The following is a 23901-nucleotide window of genomic DNA, read 5'->3' on the forward strand; positions in this document are numbered from 1 at the left end:
TGGATCAATAAAAATTGCGTCAAATGAATAGCCGTATAAATTTTAACGGTGCTTCGATAAGACAGTATTCTACCACATTCTTATTGTTAGGTAGCATGTCCTCATATGTCTATGCACGTCCGTTGCAAGAGACCTATGCCGTGCATTCATTTGATCAGGCTCTACAACAGAGTATGGTCGCTGAATTTGCCTTAGCTTACGACGATATTCCTACAGCACTACACAATTACACCGTGCTTGCGATTAGAAGCAACTCAACAACAATTAAGCAGCGCGCCTTAGACGTTGCACTTGAATATAACGACTTACAAGCTGCACTGAATATTGCAACACATTGGGTGGTTCAAGAGCCTAAAGACGTCCCTGCTTTGTTTTATTTATCGCATATTGCGTTAAAAACACATGAATATCAGCTTGCTGCCGAAACTTTAGATAAAATTTTAAAAATTGATCCAACTGCCGATCTTGAACAAATTTTGGCAAGTATCGCACCTGAAAATGCACAAGATCGAGAAGTTTTATTAACTGCTTTACGTTCAAGTGCAGAGAAGGAAAATCCTTCTATTTTAGCGCTTATCGCGAACCTAGAAGCACAAAATGGGCAATTAGAACCTGCTTTAAATACCATTAACCGTGCACTACGCCGTCGCCCTAAAGTAACCAGCTTTATCTTGATGAAAGCAAACCTATTGATTGCCCTAAGTGATCAAGAAGGCGCTTTAAAATGGTATGCAAAATCCAGTCGTAAATATAAGAAAAATCTAGATATTCGATTAGCTGAAGTACGTTATCTCATTCAGATTAATCAGCCTCAGCTTGCTCTTGAAAAATTAGAAAAAATTATTGAAAGTAATCCTCGTGCAGAAGAGGCGCTGTTCATTGCAGGTTTAACCAGTATTGACCTTAAGCAATATGATAAAGCTGAACAATATTTGGTTGATTTACGCAACTCTGCAAAGTATCAAAATGAAGCGTATTACTACTTAGCCATTAATGCTGAACGGAAACAGCATTATGAAACCGCCAAAGCCTATTACCGTTTAGTAGATGGTAGTCTCTATATTGTTTCAAGGCGTAATTTGATTGCAATCTATGATAAACAAGAAAATTTACACGATGCTTTACGGTTTTTAACTCAAGAGCGAGTTAATTATCCGCAGCATGCAAGTTTTCTCTATCAGGCTCAAGCCGAAATTTTAAAGAAAATGGGCAATAAAAAGGCTGCTTTAAATTTATTAGATGAAGCAATCAAAAATTTACCAGATGACCCAGAACTCATCTATGCAGAAGTCTTATTATTAGACCCTTATACTGACCGCGATAAACTCGATAAAACACTCAAGCAATTATTGCAGTTAGAACCCAATAGCCCGACCTATCTGAATGCTTATGCGTATACGCTGGCTTTGCAAAACCGCAGGTTAAAAGAAGCACGACAATATGCTGAACAAGCATTGGAATATGCACCAGAACAAGCTTCCATTTTGGATACGCTAGGTTATATCGCATTTTTACAAAATGATTATGAGGGCGCAGCAGAAGCTTTAGGCAAAGCTTATGAGCTTAGTCATAACATAAATATTGGGATTCGTTACGCTAAGGCACTGTATATGCAAGGATCATTAACTGAATTTAGTGCTGTGTTACAACAACTGAAACAAAAACACGCGAATGATCCACAATTACACCAGCTTGATGCGTTAATTTTACCTACATCTGCAAAAAAGAGTTAAATTTATGAGCAAACTTGCCCAACTGTGCACAGCGATCTGTGGATCAAGTGTGTTATTTTTAACCGGTTGTCAGCATTTTACTCAGCCTAAACCCGCAGTTACCCACCAAGTGCAAGACGAAAAACACTTCAATTTGCAAGGTAAAATTGGCGTACGCACTCCGCAACAAAGTGGTAGTGCCTTCTTCACATGGGTTCAACAGCAAGATAATTTCGATATCGAGTTAAGTGGCATTTTAGGTGTTGGAAAAACACAAATTCAGGGAAAACCGGGTGAAGTCACTTTAAACAGTGCTAAAACTGGCGTTATTACAGCGGCATCCCCTGAAGAACTTTTAGAACGTGCTACTGGTTGGCAAGCGCCGATTACTCATTTAACCAGTTGGATTTTAGCAAAGCCAGCAACTTTAAATGCCCAAATTAGCAAAGATAATGCAAATCGTGTGAGCCAACTCATCGAAGATGGCTGGACGGTTAATTTTAGTTATGATGGCGAACAAACTTTGCCAAATAAATTGGTTTTAAAGCAACCTCTTGCTGAAGATAAAGAAAACCGTATTACAATGGTTATCCAAAACCGTTAAACCTAACTTTATAAATCTATGATTCGAGTTCCTTCCCCAGCCAAGCTCAACCTGTTTTTACATATAACGGGACGTCGTGAAAATGGTTACCATGAACTACAGACCATTTTTCAACTCATTGATTTATATGACTGGATGACTTTTTATCCTATTGAGAAAGATGAAATCCAAATTGAAGGTTTAGGTGAGGTTCAACTTGAGCAGAACCTAATTTATCGGGCTGCTCAAATACTAAAACCGCATGCAAAAAAGCTCTGTGGTCTACACATCAAAATTGAAAAAAATATTCCAATGGGTGCAGGTCTAGGCGGAGGTTCTTCGAACGCTGCCACAACACTTATCGTTTTAAATCAATTATGGGAATGTGGCCTGACTCAGGCAGAGCTTGCAGACTATGGTGTAAAACTTGGTGCCGATGTTCCTATTTTTATTTATGGTAAAAATGCATGGGCTGAAGGTATTGGTGAACATTTAACATTCATAGACTTAGATCAAAAACAGTTCATTATTTTAAAACCTGATTGTTTTATCAGCACTCAATTGCTTTTTTCACAAAAAACATTGACAAGAGACACTAAGACCACTAAATTTTGCGCCTATCAGTTAGAACCTTCTAATTTTGGAAATAACTTTGAGCCTTTGGCTAGAAAGTTATACCCCGAAGTTGAAGAAGCGATGCAATATCTTGATCAATTTGGTCATGCAAAGCTTACAGGTACAGGTGCTTGTGTTTTCACTGAAGTAACCGATGAAATGAATGTTGATGACATTCTTAAACATGCACCATGTAAAGCTTACTTGGTACATAGTTTAAAAGAATCTCCTTTACACCATTTTAAAGTTGCAAGTTAGGGGCGTCGCCAAGTGGTAAGGCAGCGGGTTTTGATCTCGCCATCCGTTGGTTCGAATCCAGCCGCCCCTGCCAATTTCACCTGTAATGATGATTATATTAGGGGCGTCGCCAAGTGGTAAGGCAGCGGGTTTTGATCTCGCCATCCGTTGGTTCGAATCCAGCCGCCCCTGCCATCATATATATCATCGAATTTAGGGGCGTCGCCAAGTGGTAAGGCACCGGGTTTTGATCTCGGCATCCGTTGGTTCGAATCCAGCCGCCCCTGCCATTCTCTTATTTTAAAGACAGACTTAATTGCCTTGCTTTTTGTTGATTATTCTTGACATTGCATTGCAAAAATATTAAAGTTCTGCCGCATTAGGGGCGTCGCCAAGTGGTAAGGCACCGGGTTTTGATCTCGGCATCCGTTGGTTCGAATCCAGCCGCCCCTGCCATCTATTTCATTACATACCAACCGCCAAGGGTGCTTCATGCCCAATCTTGTCGTTTTTAGTGGAAATGCTCATCCACAGTTCGCTCAAAAAGTCGTAAGTCACTTACATATCCCTCTAGGTGCTGCATCAGTCGGTCACTTTTCTGATGGAGAAATTTCAGTAGAAATTACTGAAAATGTTCGTGGTAAAGACGTATTTATCGTTCAGCCTACTTGTGCGCCTACCAATGATAACCTTATGGAAATCTTGGTAATGGCAGATGCTTTGCGTCGTGCAAGTGCTGGTCGTATTACCGCTGTTATTCCTTATTTTGGTTATGCTCGCCAAGACCGTCGTCCACGTTCTGCACGTGTGCCGATTACAGCTAAAGTTGTTGCAGACATGCTTACCACTGTTGGTATTGACCGTGTCGTAATGATTGACTTACATGCTGACCAAATCCAAGGTTTCTTCGATATTCCAGTCGACAACATCTACGGTACTCCTGCTTTGCTTGCTGACTTACGTCAACAACAACATGATAACCTTATGGTGGTTTCTCCTGACGTTGGTGGTGTAGTACGTGCACGTGCTGTTGCCAAACAGATGGGTGACATCGATTTAGCAATCATCGACAAACGTCGTCAAAAAGCCAATGAGTCGCAAGTTATGCACTTGATTGGTGATGTAAAAGATCGTGATTGCGTTATTGTAGATGACATGGTTGATACAGCCGGTACATTGTGTAAAGCAGCTGATGCACTTAAGCAATTTGGTGCACGTCGTGTTGTTGCTTATGCAACTCACCCTGTACTTTCAGGTAAAGCAATTGAGAACTTACGCAACTCAGTCATTGATGAGTTAGTTGTAACTGACACAATTCCTCTTTCTGAAGAAGCATTGACCTTGGGCAAAATCCGTCAAGTTTCTGTTGCTAGCATGGTTGCTGAAACGATTCGTCGTATTAATAACGAAGAGTCTATCAGCGCGATGTTCGATAGTTTATAATATTGCAGCTTTTTCTTAACCCTGGCTTTGGCTGGGGTTTTCTATCACTAAACTGGTCGCAAGTTTAGTTTATTTAATCTTTAATGAGGATTTATCTCATGGCAAACTTCGTATTCAACGCTCAAGCGCGTGCTGAAGACAAACAAGGGAAAGGTGCGAGCCGCCGCCTTCGTCGCGAATCTTTAGTTCCAGCTATCATCTACGGTGGTAACGCTGAGCCTGTAACTGTTACTTTAGAACTTCGTGAGCTTGTAAAAGCTTTAGAAAACAATGCTTTCTTTGAAGAAGTTGTAGAAATCAAAGTGGGCGACAAAGTTGAAAACGTTAAAATCCAAGCGTTACAACGTCACCCATCTAAAAACACTCCTATGCACGCTGACTTCAAACGCGCATAAGTGTTTAAAGGCGTAAATTAGTGTCAAATATTTCGCTAATTGTTGGTTTGGGCAATCCTGGTTCAGAATATGCCCAAACCCGCCATAATGCAGGCTTCTGGTTCGTTGAACAGCTTGCAGATAAATATGGCATTACATTAAAAAATGATCCAAAATTTCACGGAATCAGTGGTCGTGGTAATATAGAAGGACACGATGTTCGCTTACTTCTACCAACGACTTATATGAATCGTTCCGGACAAAGTGTTGTTCCTTTCTCAAAATTCTATCAAATTGCTCCAGAAGCAATTCTGATTGCTCACGATGAACTTGATATGAACCCTGGTGTAATTCGTCTAAAAACAGGCGGTGGACACGGCGGTCATAACGGTTTACGTGATATTGTCCCACATATTGGTCCAAATTTTCATCGTTTACGAATTGGTATTGGACATCCAGGTTCAAAAGAAAGAGTTTCTGGGCATGTACTCGGAAAAGCGCCAAGTAGTGAACAAAGCCTGATGGATGGAGCAATTGATCACGCTCTTTCTAAAGTGAAGTTACTTGTTCAAGGACAAGTATCACAGGCCATGAACCAAATTAATGCGTATAAACCAACTTAAATTGTTGAACAATCAAGCTTGCTATCTTGCTTTTTTAGGAGCAAAATGCGCATCAGCCACATTGCCAGAACGGCAAAGGCAAAAGATTTCACTATAAGATCTTCTTAGGTCTACTCAGGAGACGCTAGCCATGCTATCTCGTTTATTAAAATGCAAAATTCACCGTGCAGTTGTAACCCATGCTGAACTTCACTATGAAGGTTCTTGTGCAATTGATGGCGTATTAATGGATTTAGCTGGTATTCGTGAATACGAAGAAATCCACGTTTGGAACGTAACTAATGGCAAGCGCTTCACAACTTACGCGATTCGTGGTGAAGATAACTCTGGCATTATTTCAGTAAATGGTGGTGCTGCTCACCAAGCAGATGTTGGCGATCTTGTAATTATTGCTACTTTTGGTGATTTCACCGAAGCTGAAGCAAATGCTCACAAACCACGTTTGGTATATGCAAACCCAGACAATACAGTCAACCACACAGCGAACTGCATTCCTGTTCAAGTTGCCTAATTAAAGATTTAAAAGTAAAAAAGCCCGTAAATACGGGCTTTTTTATACGCCTTTATAAACTTCTAGCAGTCCCCTTCCACCAACTGTGCTGTTGCTTACAGTTTAAAGGCTGTAGCTCTTCTCCACGTAAATCAAATAAAATCGCCTCTCCTTTTGTATTTACCTTAAATTCAGCATATTTTGCTTTCTCATAGCATTGAGCTAGACCTTCGGCAAATAAGAAGCTTCGAGAAGCTGGATATAAAGCCTGTAAACGATTTTCAGGATTTTTTAAAATTAAACGCTGCCCAGTAAATGAATTGTGAGTATCTAAAATGGTACGAACTACTCGATTTTGTGAATCTAAAATAACTTTTGCTGGAACAGAAGCATGATTAAAAATCACTTGATCTAAAGCCTCACTTTCACTTCCCGAAAGCACTTTGAGAGATTGTAAATTTAATTCATATGCGAGCGCCATATAGTCCCCCTGTAAAATAGAGCGAGGGTCAACCGGCTTAAGCTTAATAAAAATACTTTTACTCTGATGCAGGTGCCATTCATTTTTCGCAACCAAACCTGCAAAAAATAATACAGTGGCTACTGCAAGCATAAGGGAGAAATACTTTTTCATTACTTTTCCCCCTCAATAAAATTGCTTTTAGCTTCTTTCATAAGTAGCCCATATAGAGCCAGCAATATAATGCCCGACACCAAAATTGATGCACTTTTAGCTAAAAAACTTAATTGTAAACTGTAATAAAGTTGCCAAAGCACAAAGGCAAATACTACGAGCGTAACACCATAAACAATGCGATCTTTATTTTTTAAAGCCCATGTCAAAATAACAAATAAGATGAATACTTCAAAATAGCCGAGTGCAATAAGTAATATGCCAAAAACTAAAAAGGCAAAAAAAGTTATACCGTGAAGTTGCCGATAGAGATAGAAAAAACTAAAGCATAATAACCATACGCACGGCAATGCATAAAGGAACCATAGTGACTGATCAGCCGAATCAACAAGTGCTAATCCTATAAAGGTATCAAAGAATGAACTCACCCAAATTACAACGAGCGTACATAAGAAGATACTCCGCTTATACGATACGACCGCTTTACTTCCTATCAGTAGTACCGAGCTAAAAACCAAATAGTTAAGTAAGACTAAATTTAAATAAGTCTGAGTAGAGTTTAAGGACCATAATGAATGATCCATTTGTAGTAGATAGATTACTGCTATACCATAAGTTGCAAGCATTTGAATTAAAATAAAGAACCAGTGAGGCTTAAGAAAATAACTAATACATAAAATAAAGATCTGGGCAATCAATACCCATAAAATTTGATCTGTTTTAGAACCAAGATGGAATAAAAAAGCAGTCTGCCCACTCACAAATAAACAATATGCAAATTGCCGAATGAAATAGCTTTGAGATTTTGTTAGTAAAGTTATAGCTATAGCAACAAAGATGATTCCAATAATTAAAGAAATAGTCTCCCAAAATACGAGTGTAAATGCTGCAAGTGCTAAACCAGCCAGCCAAGCACCAATTGCTAACGGAATGACATAAAAACGGCTTTGGCGAAAAATTCTTATTAAGAAGTAGCTAATAAGTGCAAACCAAGTAAAAATAATGCCGGCAATCAATAAAAAAATGAACTCATTAGAATCTTTAAATAAATGATTAATACCATCTACAAGCCATATTGTTGCGGTCACACCGAGAACAGCAGCCATTAAACTGGCACATAGCTGATCATTCTTTTTAAAGAAATAGTAGAAAGCAATAATTCCTAGTAAGAACGCCGAGATCAGATAAGGTAAATTTTCACTTGATAAGAATTGAATCATCCCTGTTATTGAAATAACAGCAAACCAAGCAATAAAAACAAAACGTAAGGCTGTATATTTCTTTTGACAGATCCAGAACTGTACAAGACTTAATAAATTTAGAGCAAAAAGATAAAGATAAGGAAACTTTTCTGCCCAGAAAGTCTGTTTAAAAAATAAAAATAGGGCGAGTTGGCTTGTAATACAAATTAAAGCAAAGATTCCAATATTTGGTCGATATAGCCACGGCAATAAAAGCAAAGTCCAAATCAAGAAAAGTAAATAACTGTCTGCACCTGTTTGATAAACTTGTCCTATTACAGCCAGACTCAAACCGACCATCAAGCCACAAATGCTATGTAAGGTCTGCCGAACCCCCTCACTTAAGGTATCTTTTACGCTCACCCAAGCTGTGACAAGTAATATAACAGGTGGAATGATGAGCTGAATGCTATCAGGAAGCATCAACCAGTTAGCAGCAATTAAATACAGAATACTGAGCGCCATAAATACATAACTGAAAATATGGAGATGCTGAATAAATAAAGTATTCTTAAAGGGATAATCGTCTCTAATCTGCATGAAAAACCTGTTTTATTTATAATTTTCTATAAAAAACATAGCATTCCATTTTCATATCAACAAGTAAGCTCTTGTTAAAAAGCTTAATTCTGTTTATGAAAATACTTATTCATAATGAGACTTAGCATTCTACAAAAGCATCTAGCCAATTTTGCCAAGCGCGCTATAATAAAACCCATCGCTTCAGGGCGGGGTGTAATTCCCCACCGGTGGTAAAGTTAATTTTATGAATAGATTAACAAGCCCACGAGCTTAAATTGTGTAATTTGAGCAGATTTGGTGAAACTCCAAAGCCGACGGTATAGTCCGGATGAAAGAAGACGACGAACTGGGATAAATCCGTTTTATTTCAGTGCCAGCCTGTTTTTACATCAGTCCTGAAATGTTCAACCGTATTTTTACGAGAGCGTTTCATTATGTCTAGCTTAATTCAACCAGAACTTTTTTTCTCAGCCCTCTCTCCTGCTGAGCAGCGTATTCAACAAGCATTAGAAGATATCCGTCAAGGCAAACCTGTCTTGGTTATGGATGACTTTGACCGTGAAAATGAAGCAGATTTAATTGTTGCAGCAGAAACTCTAACTGTTGAGACCATGGCACGTATGATTCGTGACGGCTCAGGTATTGTATGTTTATGCCTGACAGAAGAATTAGCCGATCACCTTGAACTCCCTCCAATGGTTTCTCAAAACTCAAGTCAGTTTCATACTGCATTTACAGTAACCATTGAAGCTGCTCAAGGCGTTACCACTGGTGTCTCTGCTAAAGACCGTGTAACAACGATTAAAACTGCTATTAAAGATGGTGCTGTTGCAAGTGACTTAAATCGTCCTGGTCACGTTTTCCCATTACGTGCACGTAATGGTGGTGTGCTTACTCGACGTGGTCATACTGAGGGAACAATTGATTTAGCAAGATTAGCCGGTCTAAAACCTGCTGGTGTGTTATGTGAATTGACTAATCCAGATGGCACTATGGCATCAGGCATTCAAGTTTTAGCATATGCGCAAACTCATCACTTAACTGTGATTACGATTGAAGAACTTGTTCAATACCGTCAACAACACGGTATTTAAATAAAAAAGGTTTGGCTTTACGACAAAGCCAAACCTATAAATTAAAACTTATTTATATTTAAGAAACTTTCTTTTGTGCTGCCAGTTCTTCAACATAGTCCAAAAGTTCAGAGAACTGATTAATCATTGCTTTTGGCTGTGCTTGAGCAAGTTCCTCTGCTGTTCCATAACCGTAAGTCACAGCTACCGCCTCAATACCATTGTGGCGAGCACCTAAAACATCATATTGACGGTCACCTACCATTAAACACTCTTCTGGGTTTAATTGCTCATGCTCAAGAATATAACGAATGAGTTCAGCTTTATTAGTCCGCTCACCCGTCAATTCACTGCCATAAATATGTACAAAATATTGGCTTAATTCAAAATGATCTAAAATTCGTTTCGCATAAATTGTTGGTTTAGCAGTAGCAACAAATAAACGATATCCTTCTTTTTTTAAAGCGCTAAGCGTTTTTGCAACAGATGGATATACTTCATTTTCAAATAAACCAATGACCGAGAAACGCTCACGATAAGCCATTAAAGCTTGTTCAGCTAAATCATCATCTTGAGTAGCTAATAATTTTGCAAGTGATGGCTTTAATGGTGGACCAATTGTCCAGTCAATATCTAAATCGGCAGCCAATGGATAGCCTAGTTTTTCCATTGCATAGCGAATTGAAGTATGGATACCAACTTTTGGGTCTGTTAAGGTTCCATCTAAATCAATCAAAATATGTTTTATAGCCATTCAATCATTAACCCAGTAAAGTATTTAATTCAATTGGTCGAGAGTTTAATCAAACTCTCTTATACTAACGTAAATTTAAATTGAAAAGGAAATAACCGTGCGTCCAACCGTACTTTGTTTCTCGGGTTTAGACCCTTCAGGTGGTGCAGGTTTACAAGCCGATATTGAAGCGATTGGACAAAGTGGCGCCCATGCAGCAATTGCATGTACAGCTCTTACCATTCAAAACTCACAACAAGTATTTGGCTTTGAAGCAACCTCAAAAGAACTATTACTAGCTCAAGCTAATGCTGTGGTAGGTGACTTACCAATTAGATGCGTTAAATCAGGTATGCTGGGCACCACAGATAATATTGCTGCACTCGCTGAATTTTTACGTGCTCATCCTGACTATCAATATGTACTTGATCCTGTTTTAGTTGCAAACAGTGGCGGTTCGTTAGGAGACCAAGCAACTTTAGTTAAAGCATTTGTTGAACTGATTCCCCTAGCGACTCTTATTACCCCAAATACAGTTGAATTACGAGCATTAACAGGTACAGATGACTTAGAGCAAGCAACACAAAAGTTATTTGAAATGGGTGCTAAAGCTGTATTAGTAAAAGGTGGACACGAAGATACTCCCGACTTCATTAAAAATAGTTTATATATCGATGGTGAACTTGCGGCGAGTAGTAGTTGTCCTCGCCTTGAAGGGGAATATCATGGATCAGGTTGTTCATTAGCGAGTTTTATTGCAGGTCGCTTAGCTTTAGGTGATTCTCTAAAAATTGCAGTACAACATGCAGAAACATGGTTATTTGGTGTTTTAAAAAATGCCGAAACACCTGTACTTAATGGACAAAAGATTCCAAAACGATTTTAACAACCAAATAAAAAGGCGCTTAAAGCGCCTTTTTATTTATTCCAATTACTGTGGAATACGTAAAACTTGTCCAGGGAAAATCTCATCTGGATCTTTCAACATTGGTTTATTTGCTTCAAAGATTTTCGGATACTGGTTTGCATCACCATAAAATTCTTTCGCAATTTTTGAAAGATTATCACCAGATTTTACTGTATAAAATTTGCTTTCCGGCTCTGGAGTCACAACAGTCATCTGGTCATCTACGTGTGCAACATGATCGATGTTACCAACAATAAGAATAATCTTTTCTTTATCCGCCTGGCTTTGTACTTGACCATTAATAGTCGCAGTATCAGTTGAACCATCATATGTTACAGATAAGCCTTCCACCCCAAGGCCTAAACTTTTAATTAATCCTAATAATTTATTTGCCACTTCTTGTGCAGAAGGTTCTGCCGGCGTTGCTGGAGCTGGTTGTGGTTCTGCTGGTGCGGTATTTTTTTTACCAATACCTTTTACAAAATCAAAAAGACCCATTTTTAGTCCTCATCTTATTGTTTATAGTAAAGTCATTAAACTGACCCTTATTGTTATACTTGAAAAAAGAGACACCTCTGCTATCAATTAAGGTTGATCTTGTAAAAATATGTATCTCTCTCAATTATTTTACTCAAATAAAAAAAGCCACCTTACGGTGGCCTTCTTTTTAATCAGCAATATGCGAATTAACCAAGTTTTTTAGTTACATAGTCAATTGCAGATTGAACTGTAGTGATTTCGTTTGAATCTTCATCAGGGATAGTGATGTCGAAGTCATTTTCGAAAGACATAACAAGTTCAACTAAATCTAAAGAGTCAGCACCCAAGTCATCCATGAAAGATGCTTCGTTTTTAATCTCTTCAGCTTTAAGACCAAGTTGTTCTGCAACCGCTTGTTTAACGCGTTGTTCGATATCGCTCACAGGAATTCTCCTCATTGCTTGTGGCGTTTGATTTGCCACTAGTTTAATTGAATATAAAAATTTTTAAAAGTTTATACATCGGCGTTAGGCCATGTATAAACCACCATTTACATGTAATACCGTACCGGTAATGTAACCTGCTTTATCACTTGCAAGGAAACTCACCGCATTTGCGATATCTTGTGGCTCACCTAAGCGATTTAAAGCCACTTGATCACTCATTTTTTTGCGAATGTCTTCACTAAGTGCATCTGTCATTTCTGTTGCAATAAAACCTGGTGCCACACTGTTTACAGTAATTTGGCGGCTACCCATCTCTTTTGCAAGGCTACGGCTAAATGCTTCAATACCTGCTTTAGCAGCAGAGTAGTTTGCTTGGCCTGGGTTTGCAAAATGAGCAACAACAGAACTGATATTAATAATTCGACCAAAACGTGCTTTCGTCATACCTTTAAGTACGCGTTTAGATAAACGATAAACGGCTTTAAGGTGGATATTGAGAATGTCATCCCAATCATCTTCAGACATACGAAGCAACAAATTATCTTTCGTAATACCTGCATTGTTAACAAGAACAAGTACAGGACCATAGCTCTGTTCAATATGAGACACGACTGCTTCAATCTCATCGAGATTACGCACGTCGAGCGCCAAACCTGCACCTTGTTCACCAAAGCTATCAGTTAGCTTTTGTGCACCAGATTCAGAAGTCGCAGTACCTACGACAAAATAACCGTCTTGAATAAGTTGCTGGGCAATTGCAGCGCCAATGCCCCGACTCGCGCCCGTTACTAATGCAACTTTGCGTTCTTGTGTCATGCAATTTTTCCTTCTGCCACTAAAACAGCATTTAGGGCATCTTCCATTTTGCTCTTACTATCAATAGAAAAAGCTTTTTCAATATTTGGTAAACGCTTTGCGAGATTACTCAATACTGTACCTGGACCACACTCAACAATGTACTGAATACCTTGGTCTTGTAGAGACTGCATGGTACGAGTCCATTGTACAGACTGGTACAATTGTGCCGTTAAAGCCTGACGTAATTGAGCAACATCGGTAGCAATTCCCGCGTTGACATTTTGTATTACAGGAATGGTAGGTAGCTCAATGGCAGTTTGTTCCAAAGCTTCTGCAAATTTCTCTGCAGCAGGTTTCATCAATGAACAATGCGAAGGTACAGAAACTGGTAAAGCAATTGCCTTAGCAGATTGTTCTTTTGCCAATGCCATAACTTGCTGTACAGATGCAGTACTACCCGCAATTACAACCTGACCTTGTGAATTATAATTTGCAGCTTCAACTGAACCTTGACCCGATGCAGTCACGCTTTGGCACAATTCAACTACTTTATCATCGGCCAAACCAAGAATTGCAGCCATAGCACCTTCCCCTTGAGGAACAGCACTTTGCATGAGTTTTCCACGCAAATTAACTAATTTAACTGCATCTGCCAAACTCATTGAACCCGCTGCAACTAAAGCGCTGTATTCACCTAAAGAGTGCCCTGCAAGGTATTTAGGGGCTAAACCACCTAAATCTAACCATAGACGCCATAAAGCGATGCTGGCAGTTAATAATACAGGTTGGGTGTTTTCTGTTTGGTCTAAACCTTCACCACTTTGCGCAATGTGCCAAAGATCAAATCCTAGCGCGTCTGAAGCTTCAGCAAAAGTTTGCCCAACTCCACTAAACTGTTCTGCGAGTTCAGCGAGCATACCAACTTTTTGTGAACCTTGACCCGGAAACACAAATGCAGTTTTTGTGGCTAAAGCTACTTGTTCAAGACGTTTAGCAGACATAAGAAATCCTTTTTGGGTTTTCACTCATTTCTCTGGAGCGGAAATTTAACATTTAATTTGTATATTTATAATTGCGAAAAACAACAAAAAAAGGGAGCTTTCGCTCCCATTTTTTCTATACTTAAGCATCACGCTTAATGCATATCATGCAATTATTCAGCATCAGCTGCTTTAGCGAATAATTGGCGACCACGGTAGAAACCGTCTTTAGTCACGTGGTGACGACGATGAGTTTCACCAGTTGCTTGGTCTACTGTTAATGCATTCTCGGTTAAAGCGTCATGTGAACGGCGCATGTCACGGCGAGAGCGACTTTTACGGTTTTGCTGAACGGCCATGATGGCTCCTTACAAAGATCGAAAAAATGGATCAGAACAAATTCAGTTGTCTTATCTCATAATCATAACACAAATTATGAGTTAAGTTTACCCTTCAAACCTGCCAAAACATCAAACGGGTTATCCCGTTTCTCTTCGACAACGTTCTGAATGGTAGGTTGATGTTTATGTTCACAAGCATCATGCTTGGGAGATAAAGGCATCAACAATAACAGTTCATCTTCTAGTAATGCGAGTAAGTTGATCGAAGCAGGTGTATCAAAATCACCTTTTGTCGAAGACTCACTTTCACCTAAAACGATGAAATCAGCATCCTCATCCAAGCGCTCTATCAGTGACTCATCATCTACAAGTGCAATATGAAAGTCAGAAACAATTGGCATTTCAACAGGTTCCAAACAACGTTGGCACTCCATCGGAACTTTTGTTTCCATATGACCATCTAACCACACAATGCGATGATAGGCATCCATTGATAGCTTACAGTCTATGTTGATCAATTGGTTATCAATTGACCCAACAGCTTCACGAGCAATACGAGCAAGACGAGACAATGGCAGTTGACCTGACCATGTAAAGCCTTGTTCAGCCCATTTAAACGGCTCAATCTGTGCCGGAAAGGTATTTGCTGACATAATTAAGGCGGCAATTCTACAAATTCATCGGTACTCTGTCAAAGATTAAGATACAATTTTGTACTTCTTTAGACAGAACTCGGGGTAAATTAAGCAATGCACCTGTTGCAGCCGCAACCTGAAGTTAACACTTCATTACTCGTTTGCACCCATTCAACTCACCAAAACACTCTTTTACCTGACGTGGTGCAACTCTCACCATGGCCAAGCTCAAAATTAGAGTCTGAGCAAGTTGATTGGCTTATTTTACACTTTAATCACTGGTTTTCCCACCATAATGTGACATTAGTTCGTGGAGAATTTGAACCAGAATATTTCCCAGCGAATGAACATGAGCCAGCTAAAATTCAATTTGCCCATGGTTTTTTCAATAGCGCCTTGCATGAAATTAGCCATTGGACAATTGCGGGTGCAAAACGTCGCCTACTACCCGATTTAGGTTATTGGTATGCGCCCGATGGCCGAACTAAAGAACAGCAGGATTTATTTGAACAAGTAGAAGTCAAACCTCAAGCCATTGAATGGCTATTTGCTCAGTCTTTTGGCCGAAAATTTAGAGTATCTCTAGATAACCTGACAGGTGATAGCGGAGATGGCAAAAAGTTTAAAGATAATGTTTATGCCCAAGTACAACGTTACTTTTCTGGTGAAGCTAAACTACCCGTCGATGCAGCAAGATTCATTGAATGTATTTGCCAATGTACGCGAGCAGGTGCAGCGTTACAATTAAATGAATTTAAACGTGAACTCCTTGATTAAATGACAAAAAAACTACGTAAGTTACTTGCTTCCCAAGTTTGAAAAGTCTAATACTATTTTAATACTGGCGTGATGGAGTCTCTAAAATATGCTGCATTTACATGTACATCCTGAAAATCCACAGCAACGCCTCATTGACCAAGCGGTTGAGCGTATTCGTGCAGGAGATGTTGTGGTCTACCCTACCGATGCTGCCTATGCAATCGGATGCCAGATTGGTAATAAAAATGCGATGGAACGTATTGCCCAAATTCGTGATTTAGGTCCTAAACATCAATATGCAATTATGTGTTGCGATTTATCAGATATTGCCACTTATGCAAAAGTTGATAATGCGACTTATAGATTATTAAAGGCAAATACACCTGCCATTACGACTTTCATTTTACCTGCAACCAGCGAAGTTCCACGCAGGTTAATGCATCCTAAAAAGAAAACAATTGGTTTACGTATTCCGAGTAATCCGATTTGTCAGGCTTTATTAAAAGAACTTGGTGAACCTTTACTGACAAGTACATTGATTTTGCCAGGGCAAGAAGACCCACTTGATGATCCTTATGATATTGAAAATCAGTTGGCTAAACGTATTGATGTCTTTATCGATGGTGGGTTCGGTACTTTAACTACCACTAGTATTGTTGACTTATCGTGTGAACATCCAGAAATTATCCGTCATGGTGCTGGAGATGTAAGTGCTTTCGAATAAGCACTTATTCTCCTTTTTACCAACAGTTAAAAAAAAAGTATTATCAAGAAAAAAAATACTCTTTATTTAGTTTGGATTTTTTTTACACTTTAGTCGTTAAGCAATTTATTAAAAGTCACAATTCCTTTAGAATGTTTTTCACTATCTGCTGTTCTTCTGCTACAGCTCTTATTGACTTGAAAACAAGTCTCATGCTTTTGAAAATTCGCGTGGCTTATAATCGTAATGAACCAATCACTTCATCAATCCATGGAAGACGTTCCACACATCCGTGTTTTAGATGAGTGGCACGACACGATTCCTGAAGATCTTTATATTCCTCCGGCTGCCTTTGAGATTTTACTCGAACAGTTTGAAGGACCACTCGACTTTTTAATTTATCTGATTCAGAAAAACGGTTTTGATTTAGTTCAGCTCGATATCGCCCCTATTGCCACTCAATATTTAGCTTATATGGATAGCATGAAATCCTTAAATATTGAGCTGACTGCCGACTATATGGTGATGGCTGCTTTATTGGCTGATTTGAAGTCTCGCTTACTTTTACCTAAGCCAACTGTTGTTAGTATTGAAAAAGATCCGAAGCAGGATCTTATTAATCGACTAGAAACTTATTTACGCATTAAGCAAGCTGCTGAGCGTTTAGGTCAAATGCCAGTTCTTGACCGTGATACATTTAGTGCCAATGTAAGCTTAGGACATATTGCACCTGTTTATGAAGGTTATGATGTTTCAGCATTACACGATGCTTTGTTTTGCGTATTTAATCGTCCAGAACCTATAACGCACACAATTGCACAAGAGCCTGTACTGTTAGAAGAACGTATTGCTTATATTGAAGAGAAATTAGAGTCAGGCGACGTGTTAAGTTTTAAAGAATTACTGAACCCCCAACAAGGCCGTATGGGAATGGTTGTAACTTTTATGGCTGTTTTAGAATTGACCCGACAACAAAAGATTAAAATTATTGCGACAGGTGTTGAAGCTCCATTGGCTATTCAAGGGTCTGCGGCATGAGTTTTGAACAAAATAATACCGATTTGTCATTAGCTGACATTCATCACGAAGTTTTATTGCAACTTGAAGCGATTATTTTTGCCAGTGAAGCACCTGTTTCAATTGCTCGTTTAAAAGAAGCTTTTAATAATCAATATAACAAACAACAGCTTCGTCAGCTTTTACAACAGCTTGCCCTCTTACAACATGGCCGCTCTATTGAGTTGATTGAAACCGCGCAAGGCTTCCGTTTTCAGGTAAGATCCAAATATCGCAATATTATTGCGCAGATTTGGCCAGAGCGACCAACAAAACTGTCGCCATCTTTACTAGAAACGTTGGCCGTCATTGCGTATCATCAACCAGTCACGCGTGCTGATATTGAACAAATTCGTGGTGTATCTAATAATAGTCAGATTCTCAGAACGCTATTTGACTGGAACTGGATTAAAGAAGCTGGTTTTAGAGATTTACCCGGAAGACCTGCGTTGCTAATTACAACGCCTCAATTTCTGAATGCTTTTGGTCTAGCCTCTTTAGGCCAATTGCCTCCCCTACAGAACGCCAAGGAAGCATTTATGGCTCTCGATGCGAATGCACCGAAATCATAAAGAGGTGGACTGTTGATCATTATGTCTAAGGTTGTGCTGTCATGAGTGAAAAATTGCAAAAAGTATTAGCGCGAATCGGATTAGGTTCCCGTCGATATATGGAAGAGGTTATTGCCGCAGGACGCGTGAGTGTAAACGGCAGCGTTGCCCAAGTGGGTGAGCGCATTGAACCAGGCGATGAATTACGCATTGATGGCCGTAAAGTTCAGTTCCAAATCGAGGACGAAATTCGTCGTCGTGTACTGATTTATTATAAACCTGAGGGTGAGATCTGTTCACGTAATGACCCAGAAAAACGCCCAACCGTATTTGATCATTTGCCACAAATTGCAAATGACCGTTGGGTAATGGTAGGTCGTCTGGATATTAACAGTACAGGTTTATTACTATTCACAAATGATGGTGAGCTTGCTAACCGCTTAATGCACCCATCTAATGAAATTGAACGTGAATACGCTGTACGTGTAATGGGTGAAGTAACCCCACAATTACGTCAAAACATGGTCAATGGTGTAGAGCTTGAAGATGGTCCAGCCAAGTTCGAATCTTTCTCTGAAATTGGTGGTGAAGGTATTAACCGCTGGTATCAAGTTGTAGTGAAAGAAGGCCGTAACCGTGAGGTTCGCCGTATTTTCGAATCACAAGGCCTTAAAGTAAGCCGCTTATTACGTACTCGCTACGGTACTGTGATTTTACCACGTGAACTACGTACTGGTCGCTGGATGGAGTTAGACAAAACTGACATCGACAACTTGGCAAAATCTGTTGAATTAAAGCCACGTCAAGGTACAGGTTTATTTGGTATGGCAAAACGTCGTACTGACCGTATGACTGAAAAGCCAATGGCAGCACGTCGTGGTGGTTATTTACGTCAACAACGTCGTGATGATGAAAAAGAAGCGCCAGCTAACACAGGCAATCAGCGTAAATCGACTAGTTTTAACCGTGGATTTAAAAAGTTCTAAGTAAAGCTTTTAAATCAAAAAAACCGCTCACATTAGAGCGGTTTTTTATTGCTGGTTTGCACTTAATTCATTTTTGCTAATTCAATCCACTCAGCTTCAGGGAAATGAATGGCTAAATAGTCCTTCAAATAATTTGAAGTATCTTGCGAAATTAATGGATCTTTTGATTCATCTTTTAAGTTATAAACCAAAGCTTTTAATTTCAGGCCGCGTGACTTAAGTGCCTCAAGACTAAGCAAAGTATGGTTAATACTTCCTAGACGACCAGAAGTCACTAAAATAACGGGAAACTGATGCTGAGCTACATAGTCAATGGTGAGTAGACTGCTGGTTAAGGGCACCATTAAGCCCCCTGCACCTTCTAACAATACAATTTCAAAACGCTCAGCCAATGTTTGAGTCGCATTTTCAATTTTTTGAAAGTCGATTTCTCGATTATCAAGTCGTGTTGCTAAATGAGGTGAAGCAGGATAGCTAAAGATTTCAGGCATAGTCAGCTTATCGTGATCTTCCTGAAACCAACCTTGCCCCATAATTTCACGATGCTTCTCGATATCTTCAGAAATATCAGCATTACCTGTTTGAATGAGTTTTTGGGTAATTACTTTTTTACCCTGCTCAGTCCATAATTTTGCTAAAAAGCCTGTCGCGTAGGTTTTACCAATTTCGGTATCAATCCCACTCACAAAATAGACCTGACCACTCATTTACTTCATTCTCCGGGCAATACAATAAATTGGATGATATGTTAAGGCATATCCCTCAGCATGCTTAAACCGCTCATAATCTTGATAAAACTGCTGTAAACTTTGCTTGGTCCAACGATGCTGAGCTGTAGCAGTTACACCTGTTGCTTTTAAATGCTGCAACACGGCTTTAGGTGAATCGAAATAGAGCTGAGTTTGTGACTCTGACAAATGCAAAATCTCAAAACCAGCCTGAGTTAAGGCACTGGTCCAATTTTCAAGCGACCAGTAACTTAGGCCTTGTCCAGTTAGCTCTTTAATTTCAATTAAGTTCTTAGCTCCAAATGTTGAAAAGCATAACCAACCGCTGTCAGTTAAAGCTTCATTACAACGCTTAAGCAAACGCAGTAAATCTTGCATCCATTGCAAAGCAGAACCTGAAACAATCATATCGAGCTGTTGAGGGAGTTCTAACGTTTCAACATCTCCAATTAACCATTTCAAATGTTCTTGATGATTAAAGGGCTGCTGCACCTCTGCATACAGATCATTCAAAATTAAATCTTCAATTTGAAAAGCTTCAACAAGCAGACGAGTTAAGTTGCCAGAACCACAACCGATTTCAAAAACACGTGACATCGTACTTGGGCAAAACTGCTTTAGTAAACCCATTAAATTTTGGCAAATTTGTTTTTGAACAACAGCATGCTCTGAATAGCTTTGCCCTGCTTTAGCAAAACGCTCGGCAACTAAATTTTTATTCAGACTCACAGAAAACTCACCAGTGCTTCAAGCTCGTGTTGTTCAACCATTGACGTTAAAGAAATACGCAAACGTGCACTATTTTTAGGTACTGTTGGTGGGCGTACAGGCATGGCATAAAAGCCGCTTTCTTGAACATGTTTCGCCTTATCGATCGCAGCCTGACTCTCTCCCACAATAATTGGAACAATATGACTAGTCGACGGACTTACATAACCCTTTTGTACAACAGCTTGTTGAAGATATTGGCTAATATTCTTTAAGTGTTCACGCTGAGGTTGAGCAACCAATACTTTTTGGAATATAAAGTTTACCCAGGCTACAATAATCGGAGGTTGAGAGGTTGTAAAAATAAGCGGGCGCATTTTATTAATAAGATAGTCTTTAATAATTGGATCGCAAATAATGTAACCACCGACTGCTGCCAATGCTTTACCGAAAGTACCAACTAGAAAATCAATTTCCTGAATGACATTATATTGTTCAGCACATCCTAAGCCTTGCTGACCACGTACACCAATTGAGTGTGCTTCATCGACATACAGCATGGTTTTAGCAAAACGTTTTTTAAGCTGGACTAATGCAGCTAAGTCCGTTTCATCACCATCCATACTAAAAATACTTTCTGTGACCACAATGATTCGTTCAATATTGTCATCATCATGATATTTTTGCAGAAGTTGTTCTAAGTGCTGTAAATCATTATGTCGATAACGCACATACTGCGCACCAGATAAACGTATACCGTCAATCATGCTCGCATGAACTAACTTATCAGCCAAAATTAAAGTTTTGTTATCAGAAACAGCTGGCAAAATACCAATATTCATGTGATAGCCACTATTAAATAACAGAGCCGACCGACCACCAAATGCTTTGCTTAGGCTATTTTCAAACTGCTCATATTCATCAAAGTTACCCGTCAATAAACGGGCCGATGAAGAACTAAAATAGCTGCGCTCTAAAGGTAAGCTATCTAAAAACTCTTGGCGAAGATTAAGATCAGCCGCAAGTCCAAGATAGTCATTTGAAGCTAAGTTGAGCATTGTTTTATTTTGAATAGTAATAAAACGGCCATGCTGTACATTTTGGGTAAATTGTCTAAAGTTACCTTGTTGTTTTAACTCATCTAACTCTGTAGCAAAATGATCAAGCAATGACATCTTAATGCGCTCCCTGCAATGTTTTAACAACTTCAACTAATTGTTCAAGCAAATCGCTTAGCTCTTGTTGAGTAATGACATAAGGTGGCATCACATAAACCAGTTTGCCAAAAGGGCGAATCCAGATTCCACGGTCTACAAATTGTTGCTGTAAAGTTTTCATATCAACATTAAAGGTGAGTTCTACTACACCAATTGCACCCAACACTCTTACGTCAGCAACATAATCAAGCTGACTTAAAGGCGTTAAATATTGGCTAAGTTGTTGCTCAATTCGCTTAATATTGGCTTGCCAATCTTGCTCAATTAACAGTTGCGTACTTTTCAAGGCAACAGCGCAAGCAAGTGGATTGGCCATAAAGGTTGGGCCGTGCATAAATACTCCAGCCTCACCACGACTAATGGTTTCTGCAACATGCTTTGTTGTTAAGGTCGCAGATAACGTCATATACCCGCCTGTTAACCCTTTACCTAGGCACATAATATCCGGCTCGACTTGAGCATGTTCCCACGCAAAAAGCTTACCCGTACGGCCAAAGCCAGTCGCAATTTCATCAAAAATTAATAACAGATGATACTTCTCGCAAAGCGCTTTAGCCTGACGTAAATATTCAGGATGATAAAAACGCATGCCCCCTGCACCTTGAACAATTGGTTCAATAATGAGTGCAGCAAGGGTTTCATGATTTTGCTGAATAGACTGTTCTAGCTCGGCAATATCTTGAGGGTTCCATTCTTCATGAAATTTAATTTGTGGTGCTGCCACAAAAAAGCGGTTTGGTAAGCTGGTACCAAAAATTTGGTGCATGCCTGTAACAGGATCACACACAGACATCGCATTCCATGTATCACCGTGGTAACCAGAACGCGTAGTAATAAAATTTGTTTTTTGCGGTTGGCCCTGTGCGGTCCAGAATTGCACAGCCATTTTTAAAGCAACCTCAACAGCGACCGAACCTGAATCTGCATAGAAAATTTTTTCGAGACTTGGCGGTGTAATTTTTAAAAGAATTTTTCCAAGCTGAATCGCAGGATCATGAGTTAACCCACCAAACATGATATGTGACATGTTCTGTAATTGATCGGTCACTGCCTGATTAAGTTCAGGGTGGTTATAGCCATGAATTGCACACCACCAAGAGGACATGCCATCAATTAAAGTTCTACCATCATCGAGTTCAATCGTTGCACCATAAGCACGTTTCACTTTAAATGTTGGTAACGGTTGGGTCATTGAAGTATATGGATGCCAAATATGTTCCAAATCAAAATTATCGGTCATCCTCTATACCCTTTTACAGCAATCAAATCTTTCATTTAGCACATGTTAAACCTGTTAAGAATGAAAGAGAATTGCGATATCAATCAAAGCTTATTAACTTTGCTGATGAATTGTTAAAAACTGGCAGATTTCTTCAATTATTCTTTCGAACTGTAGGTAGGGAAAAGCATGTGTAGCATCTTTTAGCAACTTATAAGTCATGTTTTCTGTAGCGAAATCCTTAAAATTCTCCATAATTTTGCAAGGAATGACATTGTCTTGCTCAGCAAACAGATGAAGCTGTAGACCTGGATAGTTTTTCAAATTATCTACCAGATTTAACTGTTCAAGCATTTTTAAACCGTCTAACAGTATTTCCTGTGCGGGTGGATTTGCGATGTTTTGTACACTCATCCAATCTTGTTTCGCTTGAGATGAGCCAAGTGTAATCAAATAATAAAAACGCTTTAAAGTGGCTTGCGGATTCTGTAAAAAAGACGCTTTAAATTGACTAAATACATCAGTAGGCATTGCTGTTTGCCAATTATCGTTAGCAACAAAACATGGATTCGACGCGAGCGTAATTAACGTTTTAGTTTGCCCAGTTTGTTTATAAAAAAAGTCAACGAGATGAGTTGCTAACTGTCCGCCTAAAGACCAGCCTATCACCACATCAATTTCAGCCACTAAATCAAGCTGTGCTTGAAAGTTACTCTCTAAAATATCAAAAATATTAATTAGTTGTGTTTCGAAACCAGCTTTTTCCAAATGCAATTTAAGTGATTGCAAAGGTTCTATCCCTACTCCCCAACCTGTAATCAATAAAATTTTATTTTGTAACTTCATATGCATGTCCACAGCCAACTTTTGCAAGATTATATATTAATATCAATTTTAAATATCCTTTAAAATCAATATAAAAATTAAATTTCGAAAAGTAAAATCAGACATTTAGAGGCTTTTAATATTCTGAAATATATTGATAAGTAAGGCCTAAATTATTCATATGAAATATACAAAAATTTAATTATGTAAACATTGAAGCAAATCAAAAAACAACATAATCCACACTTCACCCATAAATCCATTGTGCAATGTAATTAATGT

General features: G+C 39.0%; 28 protein-coding genes, 4 tRNA genes and 1 riboswitch. Of the genes, 18 read left to right on the forward strand and 14 right to left on the reverse strand.

Going from position 1 to position 23901, the window contains the following annotated elements; genetic code table 11:
* Positions 1–23: 23 nt before the first annotated feature.
* The 11 genes from ACH8JV_RS10980 to panD all read left to right on the forward strand — a co-directional run bounded on the left by ACH8JV_RS10980 (position 24) and on the right by panD (position 6098).
* The gene (locus ACH8JV_RS10980) at positions 24–1733 is read left to right on the forward strand and encodes a tetratricopeptide repeat protein (RefSeq protein WP_263613062.1); all 1710 of its coding nucleotides are present in this window, start codon (positions 24–26) and stop codon (positions 1731–1733) included.
* Positions 1734–1737: 4 nt separating this feature from the next.
* Positions 1738–2316 carry a lipoprotein insertase outer membrane protein LolB gene (gene lolB / locus ACH8JV_RS10985; RefSeq protein WP_304591776.1) on the forward strand — a complete coding sequence of 193 codons (579 nt, stop codon included), beginning with the start codon at positions 1738–1740 and terminating at the stop codon, positions 2314–2316.
* An 18-nt stretch (positions 2317–2334) separates the two neighbouring features.
* Positions 2335–3168, forward strand: coding sequence for a 4-(cytidine 5'-diphospho)-2-C-methyl-D-erythritol kinase (gene ispE, locus ACH8JV_RS10990; RefSeq protein WP_311070480.1), 834 nt, complete (start codon positions 2335–2337; stop codon positions 3166–3168).
* Positions 3167–3241, forward strand: a tRNA-Gln gene (locus ACH8JV_RS10995). The genes ispE and ACH8JV_RS10995 overlap by 2 nt, the downstream gene beginning before the upstream one ends.
* A gap of 26 nt (positions 3242–3267) precedes the next feature.
* Positions 3268–3342, forward strand: a tRNA-Gln gene (locus tag ACH8JV_RS11000).
* Positions 3343–3362: 20 nt separating this feature from the next.
* Positions 3363–3437 (forward strand) — tRNA-Gln (locus tag ACH8JV_RS11005).
* 91 nt (positions 3438–3528) lie between these two features.
* A tRNA-Gln gene (locus ACH8JV_RS11010) sits at positions 3529–3603 on the forward strand.
* A 36-nt stretch (positions 3604–3639) separates the two neighbouring features.
* Positions 3640–4590 carry a ribose-phosphate pyrophosphokinase gene (locus ACH8JV_RS11015; protein ID WP_002120445.1) on the forward strand — a complete coding sequence of 317 codons (951 nt, stop codon included), beginning with the start codon at positions 3640–3642 and terminating at the stop codon, positions 4588–4590.
* A gap of 98 nt (positions 4591–4688) precedes the next feature.
* Complete coding sequence (gene rplY / locus ACH8JV_RS11020; RefSeq protein WP_263613059.1) at positions 4689–4985, forward strand: 50S ribosomal protein L25; 297 nt, start codon at positions 4689–4691, stop codon at positions 4983–4985.
* A gap of 20 nt (positions 4986–5005) precedes the next feature.
* Positions 5006–5587 (forward strand): aminoacyl-tRNA hydrolase, encoded by a 582-nt coding sequence (gene pth / locus ACH8JV_RS11025; protein ID WP_087605973.1) that lies wholly within the window; start codon positions 5006–5008, stop codon positions 5585–5587.
* Positions 5588–5717: 130 nt separating this feature from the next.
* Entirely contained in the window at positions 5718–6098 is a 381-nt protein-coding gene (gene panD, locus ACH8JV_RS11030; RefSeq protein WP_000952664.1) for an aspartate 1-decarboxylase, read from the forward strand.
* A 52-nt stretch (positions 6099–6150) separates the two neighbouring features.
* Here the strand turns inward: panD and ACH8JV_RS11035 are convergent, their stop codons facing one another.
* Both ACH8JV_RS11035 and ACH8JV_RS11040 read right to left on the reverse strand, forming a co-directional pair.
* On the reverse strand, positions 6151–6711 hold the full coding sequence (locus tag ACH8JV_RS11035; protein WP_396521210.1) for a GDYXXLXY domain-containing protein: 561 nt from the start codon (positions 6709–6711) through the stop codon (positions 6151–6153).
* Entirely contained in the window at positions 6711–8492 is a 1782-nt protein-coding gene (locus tag ACH8JV_RS11040; RefSeq protein WP_396521212.1) for a DUF2157 domain-containing protein, read from the reverse strand. Before ACH8JV_RS11040 ends, ACH8JV_RS11035 begins: the two co-directional genes overlap by 1 nt.
* Before the next feature lie 176 nt (positions 8493–8668).
* Positions 8669–8818: riboswitch (FMN riboswitch) on the forward strand.
* A gap of 90 nt (positions 8819–8908) precedes the next feature.
* Here ACH8JV_RS11040 and ribB point away from each other — a divergent pair.
* Positions 8909–9568 carry a 3,4-dihydroxy-2-butanone-4-phosphate synthase gene (gene ribB / locus ACH8JV_RS11045; protein ID WP_000096537.1) on the forward strand — a complete coding sequence of 220 codons (660 nt, stop codon included), beginning with the start codon at positions 8909–8911 and terminating at the stop codon, positions 9566–9568.
* Positions 9569–9626: 58 nt separating this feature from the next.
* On the opposite strand, the gene ACH8JV_RS11050 is transcribed toward ribB, so the two are convergent.
* Complete coding sequence (locus ACH8JV_RS11050) at positions 9627–10301, reverse strand: HAD-IA family hydrolase (RefSeq protein ID WP_396521214.1); 675 nt, start codon at positions 10299–10301, stop codon at positions 9627–9629.
* Positions 10302–10398: 97 nt separating this feature from the next.
* On the opposite strand from ACH8JV_RS11050, the gene ACH8JV_RS11055 reads away from it, so the two are divergent.
* Entirely contained in the window at positions 10399–11166 is a 768-nt protein-coding gene (locus ACH8JV_RS11055) for a hydroxymethylpyrimidine/phosphomethylpyrimidine kinase (RefSeq protein ID WP_396521216.1), read from the forward strand.
* A 45-nt stretch (positions 11167–11211) separates the two neighbouring features.
* On the opposite strand, the gene lysM is transcribed toward ACH8JV_RS11055, so the two are convergent.
* The 6 genes from lysM to ACH8JV_RS11085 all read right to left on the reverse strand — a co-directional run bounded on the left by lysM (position 11212) and on the right by ACH8JV_RS11085 (position 14885).
* The gene (gene lysM, locus ACH8JV_RS11060) at positions 11212–11685 is read right to left on the reverse strand and encodes a peptidoglycan-binding protein LysM (RefSeq protein ID WP_396521218.1); all 474 of its coding nucleotides are present in this window, start codon (positions 11683–11685) and stop codon (positions 11212–11214) included.
* 188 nt (positions 11686–11873) lie between these two features.
* Positions 11874–12110 (reverse strand): acyl carrier protein, encoded by a 237-nt coding sequence (acpP, locus tag ACH8JV_RS11065; RefSeq protein WP_001279871.1) that lies wholly within the window; start codon positions 12108–12110, stop codon positions 11874–11876.
* Positions 12111–12194: 84 nt separating this feature from the next.
* A complete protein-coding gene (gene fabG, locus ACH8JV_RS11070; protein WP_396521220.1) occupies positions 12195–12929 on the reverse strand; it encodes a 3-oxoacyl-ACP reductase FabG in 735 nt (244 codons plus the stop codon).
* The gene (gene fabD / locus ACH8JV_RS11075; protein ID WP_311070148.1) at positions 12926–13912 is read right to left on the reverse strand and encodes an ACP S-malonyltransferase; all 987 of its coding nucleotides are present in this window, start codon (positions 13910–13912) and stop codon (positions 12926–12928) included. Before fabD ends, fabG begins: the two co-directional genes overlap by 4 nt.
* A gap of 152 nt (positions 13913–14064) precedes the next feature.
* On the reverse strand, positions 14065–14250 hold the full coding sequence (gene rpmF / locus ACH8JV_RS11080) for a 50S ribosomal protein L32 (RefSeq protein WP_000290730.1): 186 nt from the start codon (positions 14248–14250) through the stop codon (positions 14065–14067).
* Between the two features lie 74 nt (positions 14251–14324).
* Positions 14325–14885 carry a DUF177 domain-containing protein gene (locus tag ACH8JV_RS11085; protein WP_002050389.1) on the reverse strand — a complete coding sequence of 187 codons (561 nt, stop codon included), beginning with the start codon at positions 14883–14885 and terminating at the stop codon, positions 14325–14327.
* Between the two features lie 96 nt (positions 14886–14981).
* Here ACH8JV_RS11085 and ACH8JV_RS11090 point away from each other — a divergent pair, with 96 nt between their 5' ends.
* The 5 genes from ACH8JV_RS11090 (at position 14982) to rluB (ending at position 18922) form a co-directional block, all read left to right on the forward strand.
* Entirely contained in the window at positions 14982–15644 is a 663-nt protein-coding gene (locus tag ACH8JV_RS11090) for an elongation factor P hydroxylase (protein WP_343570193.1), read from the forward strand.
* Between the two features lie 88 nt (positions 15645–15732).
* Positions 15733–16350: an L-threonylcarbamoyladenylate synthase gene (locus tag ACH8JV_RS11095; protein WP_396521223.1), complete on the forward strand. Its 618-nt coding sequence runs from the start codon at positions 15733–15735 to the stop codon at positions 16348–16350.
* Positions 16351–16575: 225 nt separating this feature from the next.
* The gene (locus ACH8JV_RS11100; RefSeq protein ID WP_396521225.1) at positions 16576–17367 is read left to right on the forward strand and encodes a segregation and condensation protein A; all 792 of its coding nucleotides are present in this window, start codon (positions 16576–16578) and stop codon (positions 17365–17367) included.
* Positions 17364–17957 carry an SMC-Scp complex subunit ScpB gene (gene scpB / locus ACH8JV_RS11105; RefSeq protein WP_004703403.1) on the forward strand — a complete coding sequence of 198 codons (594 nt, stop codon included), beginning with the start codon at positions 17364–17366 and terminating at the stop codon, positions 17955–17957. The genes ACH8JV_RS11100 and scpB overlap by 4 nt, the downstream gene beginning before the upstream one ends.
* A 41-nt stretch (positions 17958–17998) precedes the next feature.
* Positions 17999–18922: a 23S rRNA pseudouridine(2605) synthase RluB gene (rluB, locus tag ACH8JV_RS11110; protein WP_396521227.1), complete on the forward strand. Its 924-nt coding sequence runs from the start codon at positions 17999–18001 to the stop codon at positions 18920–18922.
* Positions 18923–18984: 62 nt separating this feature from the next.
* Here the strand turns inward: rluB and bioD are convergent, their stop codons facing one another.
* The 5 genes from bioD to ACH8JV_RS11135 form a co-directional block, all read right to left on the reverse strand.
* On the reverse strand, positions 18985–19629 hold the full coding sequence (gene bioD, locus ACH8JV_RS11115; RefSeq protein ID WP_263613050.1) for a dethiobiotin synthase: 645 nt from the start codon (positions 19627–19629) through the stop codon (positions 18985–18987).
* Positions 19630–20379 (reverse strand): malonyl-ACP O-methyltransferase BioC, encoded by a 750-nt coding sequence (bioC, locus tag ACH8JV_RS11120; RefSeq protein ID WP_396521228.1) that lies wholly within the window; start codon positions 20377–20379, stop codon positions 19630–19632. It lies immediately after the preceding gene.
* A complete protein-coding gene (locus tag ACH8JV_RS11125) occupies positions 20376–21533 on the reverse strand; it encodes an 8-amino-7-oxononanoate synthase (protein ID WP_396521230.1) in 1158 nt (385 codons plus the stop codon). Before ACH8JV_RS11125 ends, bioC begins: the two co-directional genes overlap by 4 nt.
* Before the next feature lies 1 nt (position 21534).
* Positions 21535–22815, reverse strand: a complete 1281-nt coding sequence (gene bioA / locus ACH8JV_RS11130) for an adenosylmethionine--8-amino-7-oxononanoate transaminase (protein ID WP_396521232.1) — start codon at positions 22813–22815, stop codon at positions 21535–21537.
* A 93-nt stretch (positions 22816–22908) separates the two neighbouring features.
* Entirely contained in the window at positions 22909–23640 is a 732-nt protein-coding gene (locus tag ACH8JV_RS11135) for a hydrolase (RefSeq protein ID WP_396521234.1), read from the reverse strand.
* Between the last annotated feature and the right edge of the window lie 261 nt (positions 23641–23901).

Origin of the sequence: Acinetobacter sp. ABJ_C5_2, assembly GCF_044538485.1 — a bacterium.
GTDB lineage: Bacteria > Pseudomonadota > Gammaproteobacteria > Pseudomonadales > Moraxellaceae > Acinetobacter > Acinetobacter nosocomialis_A.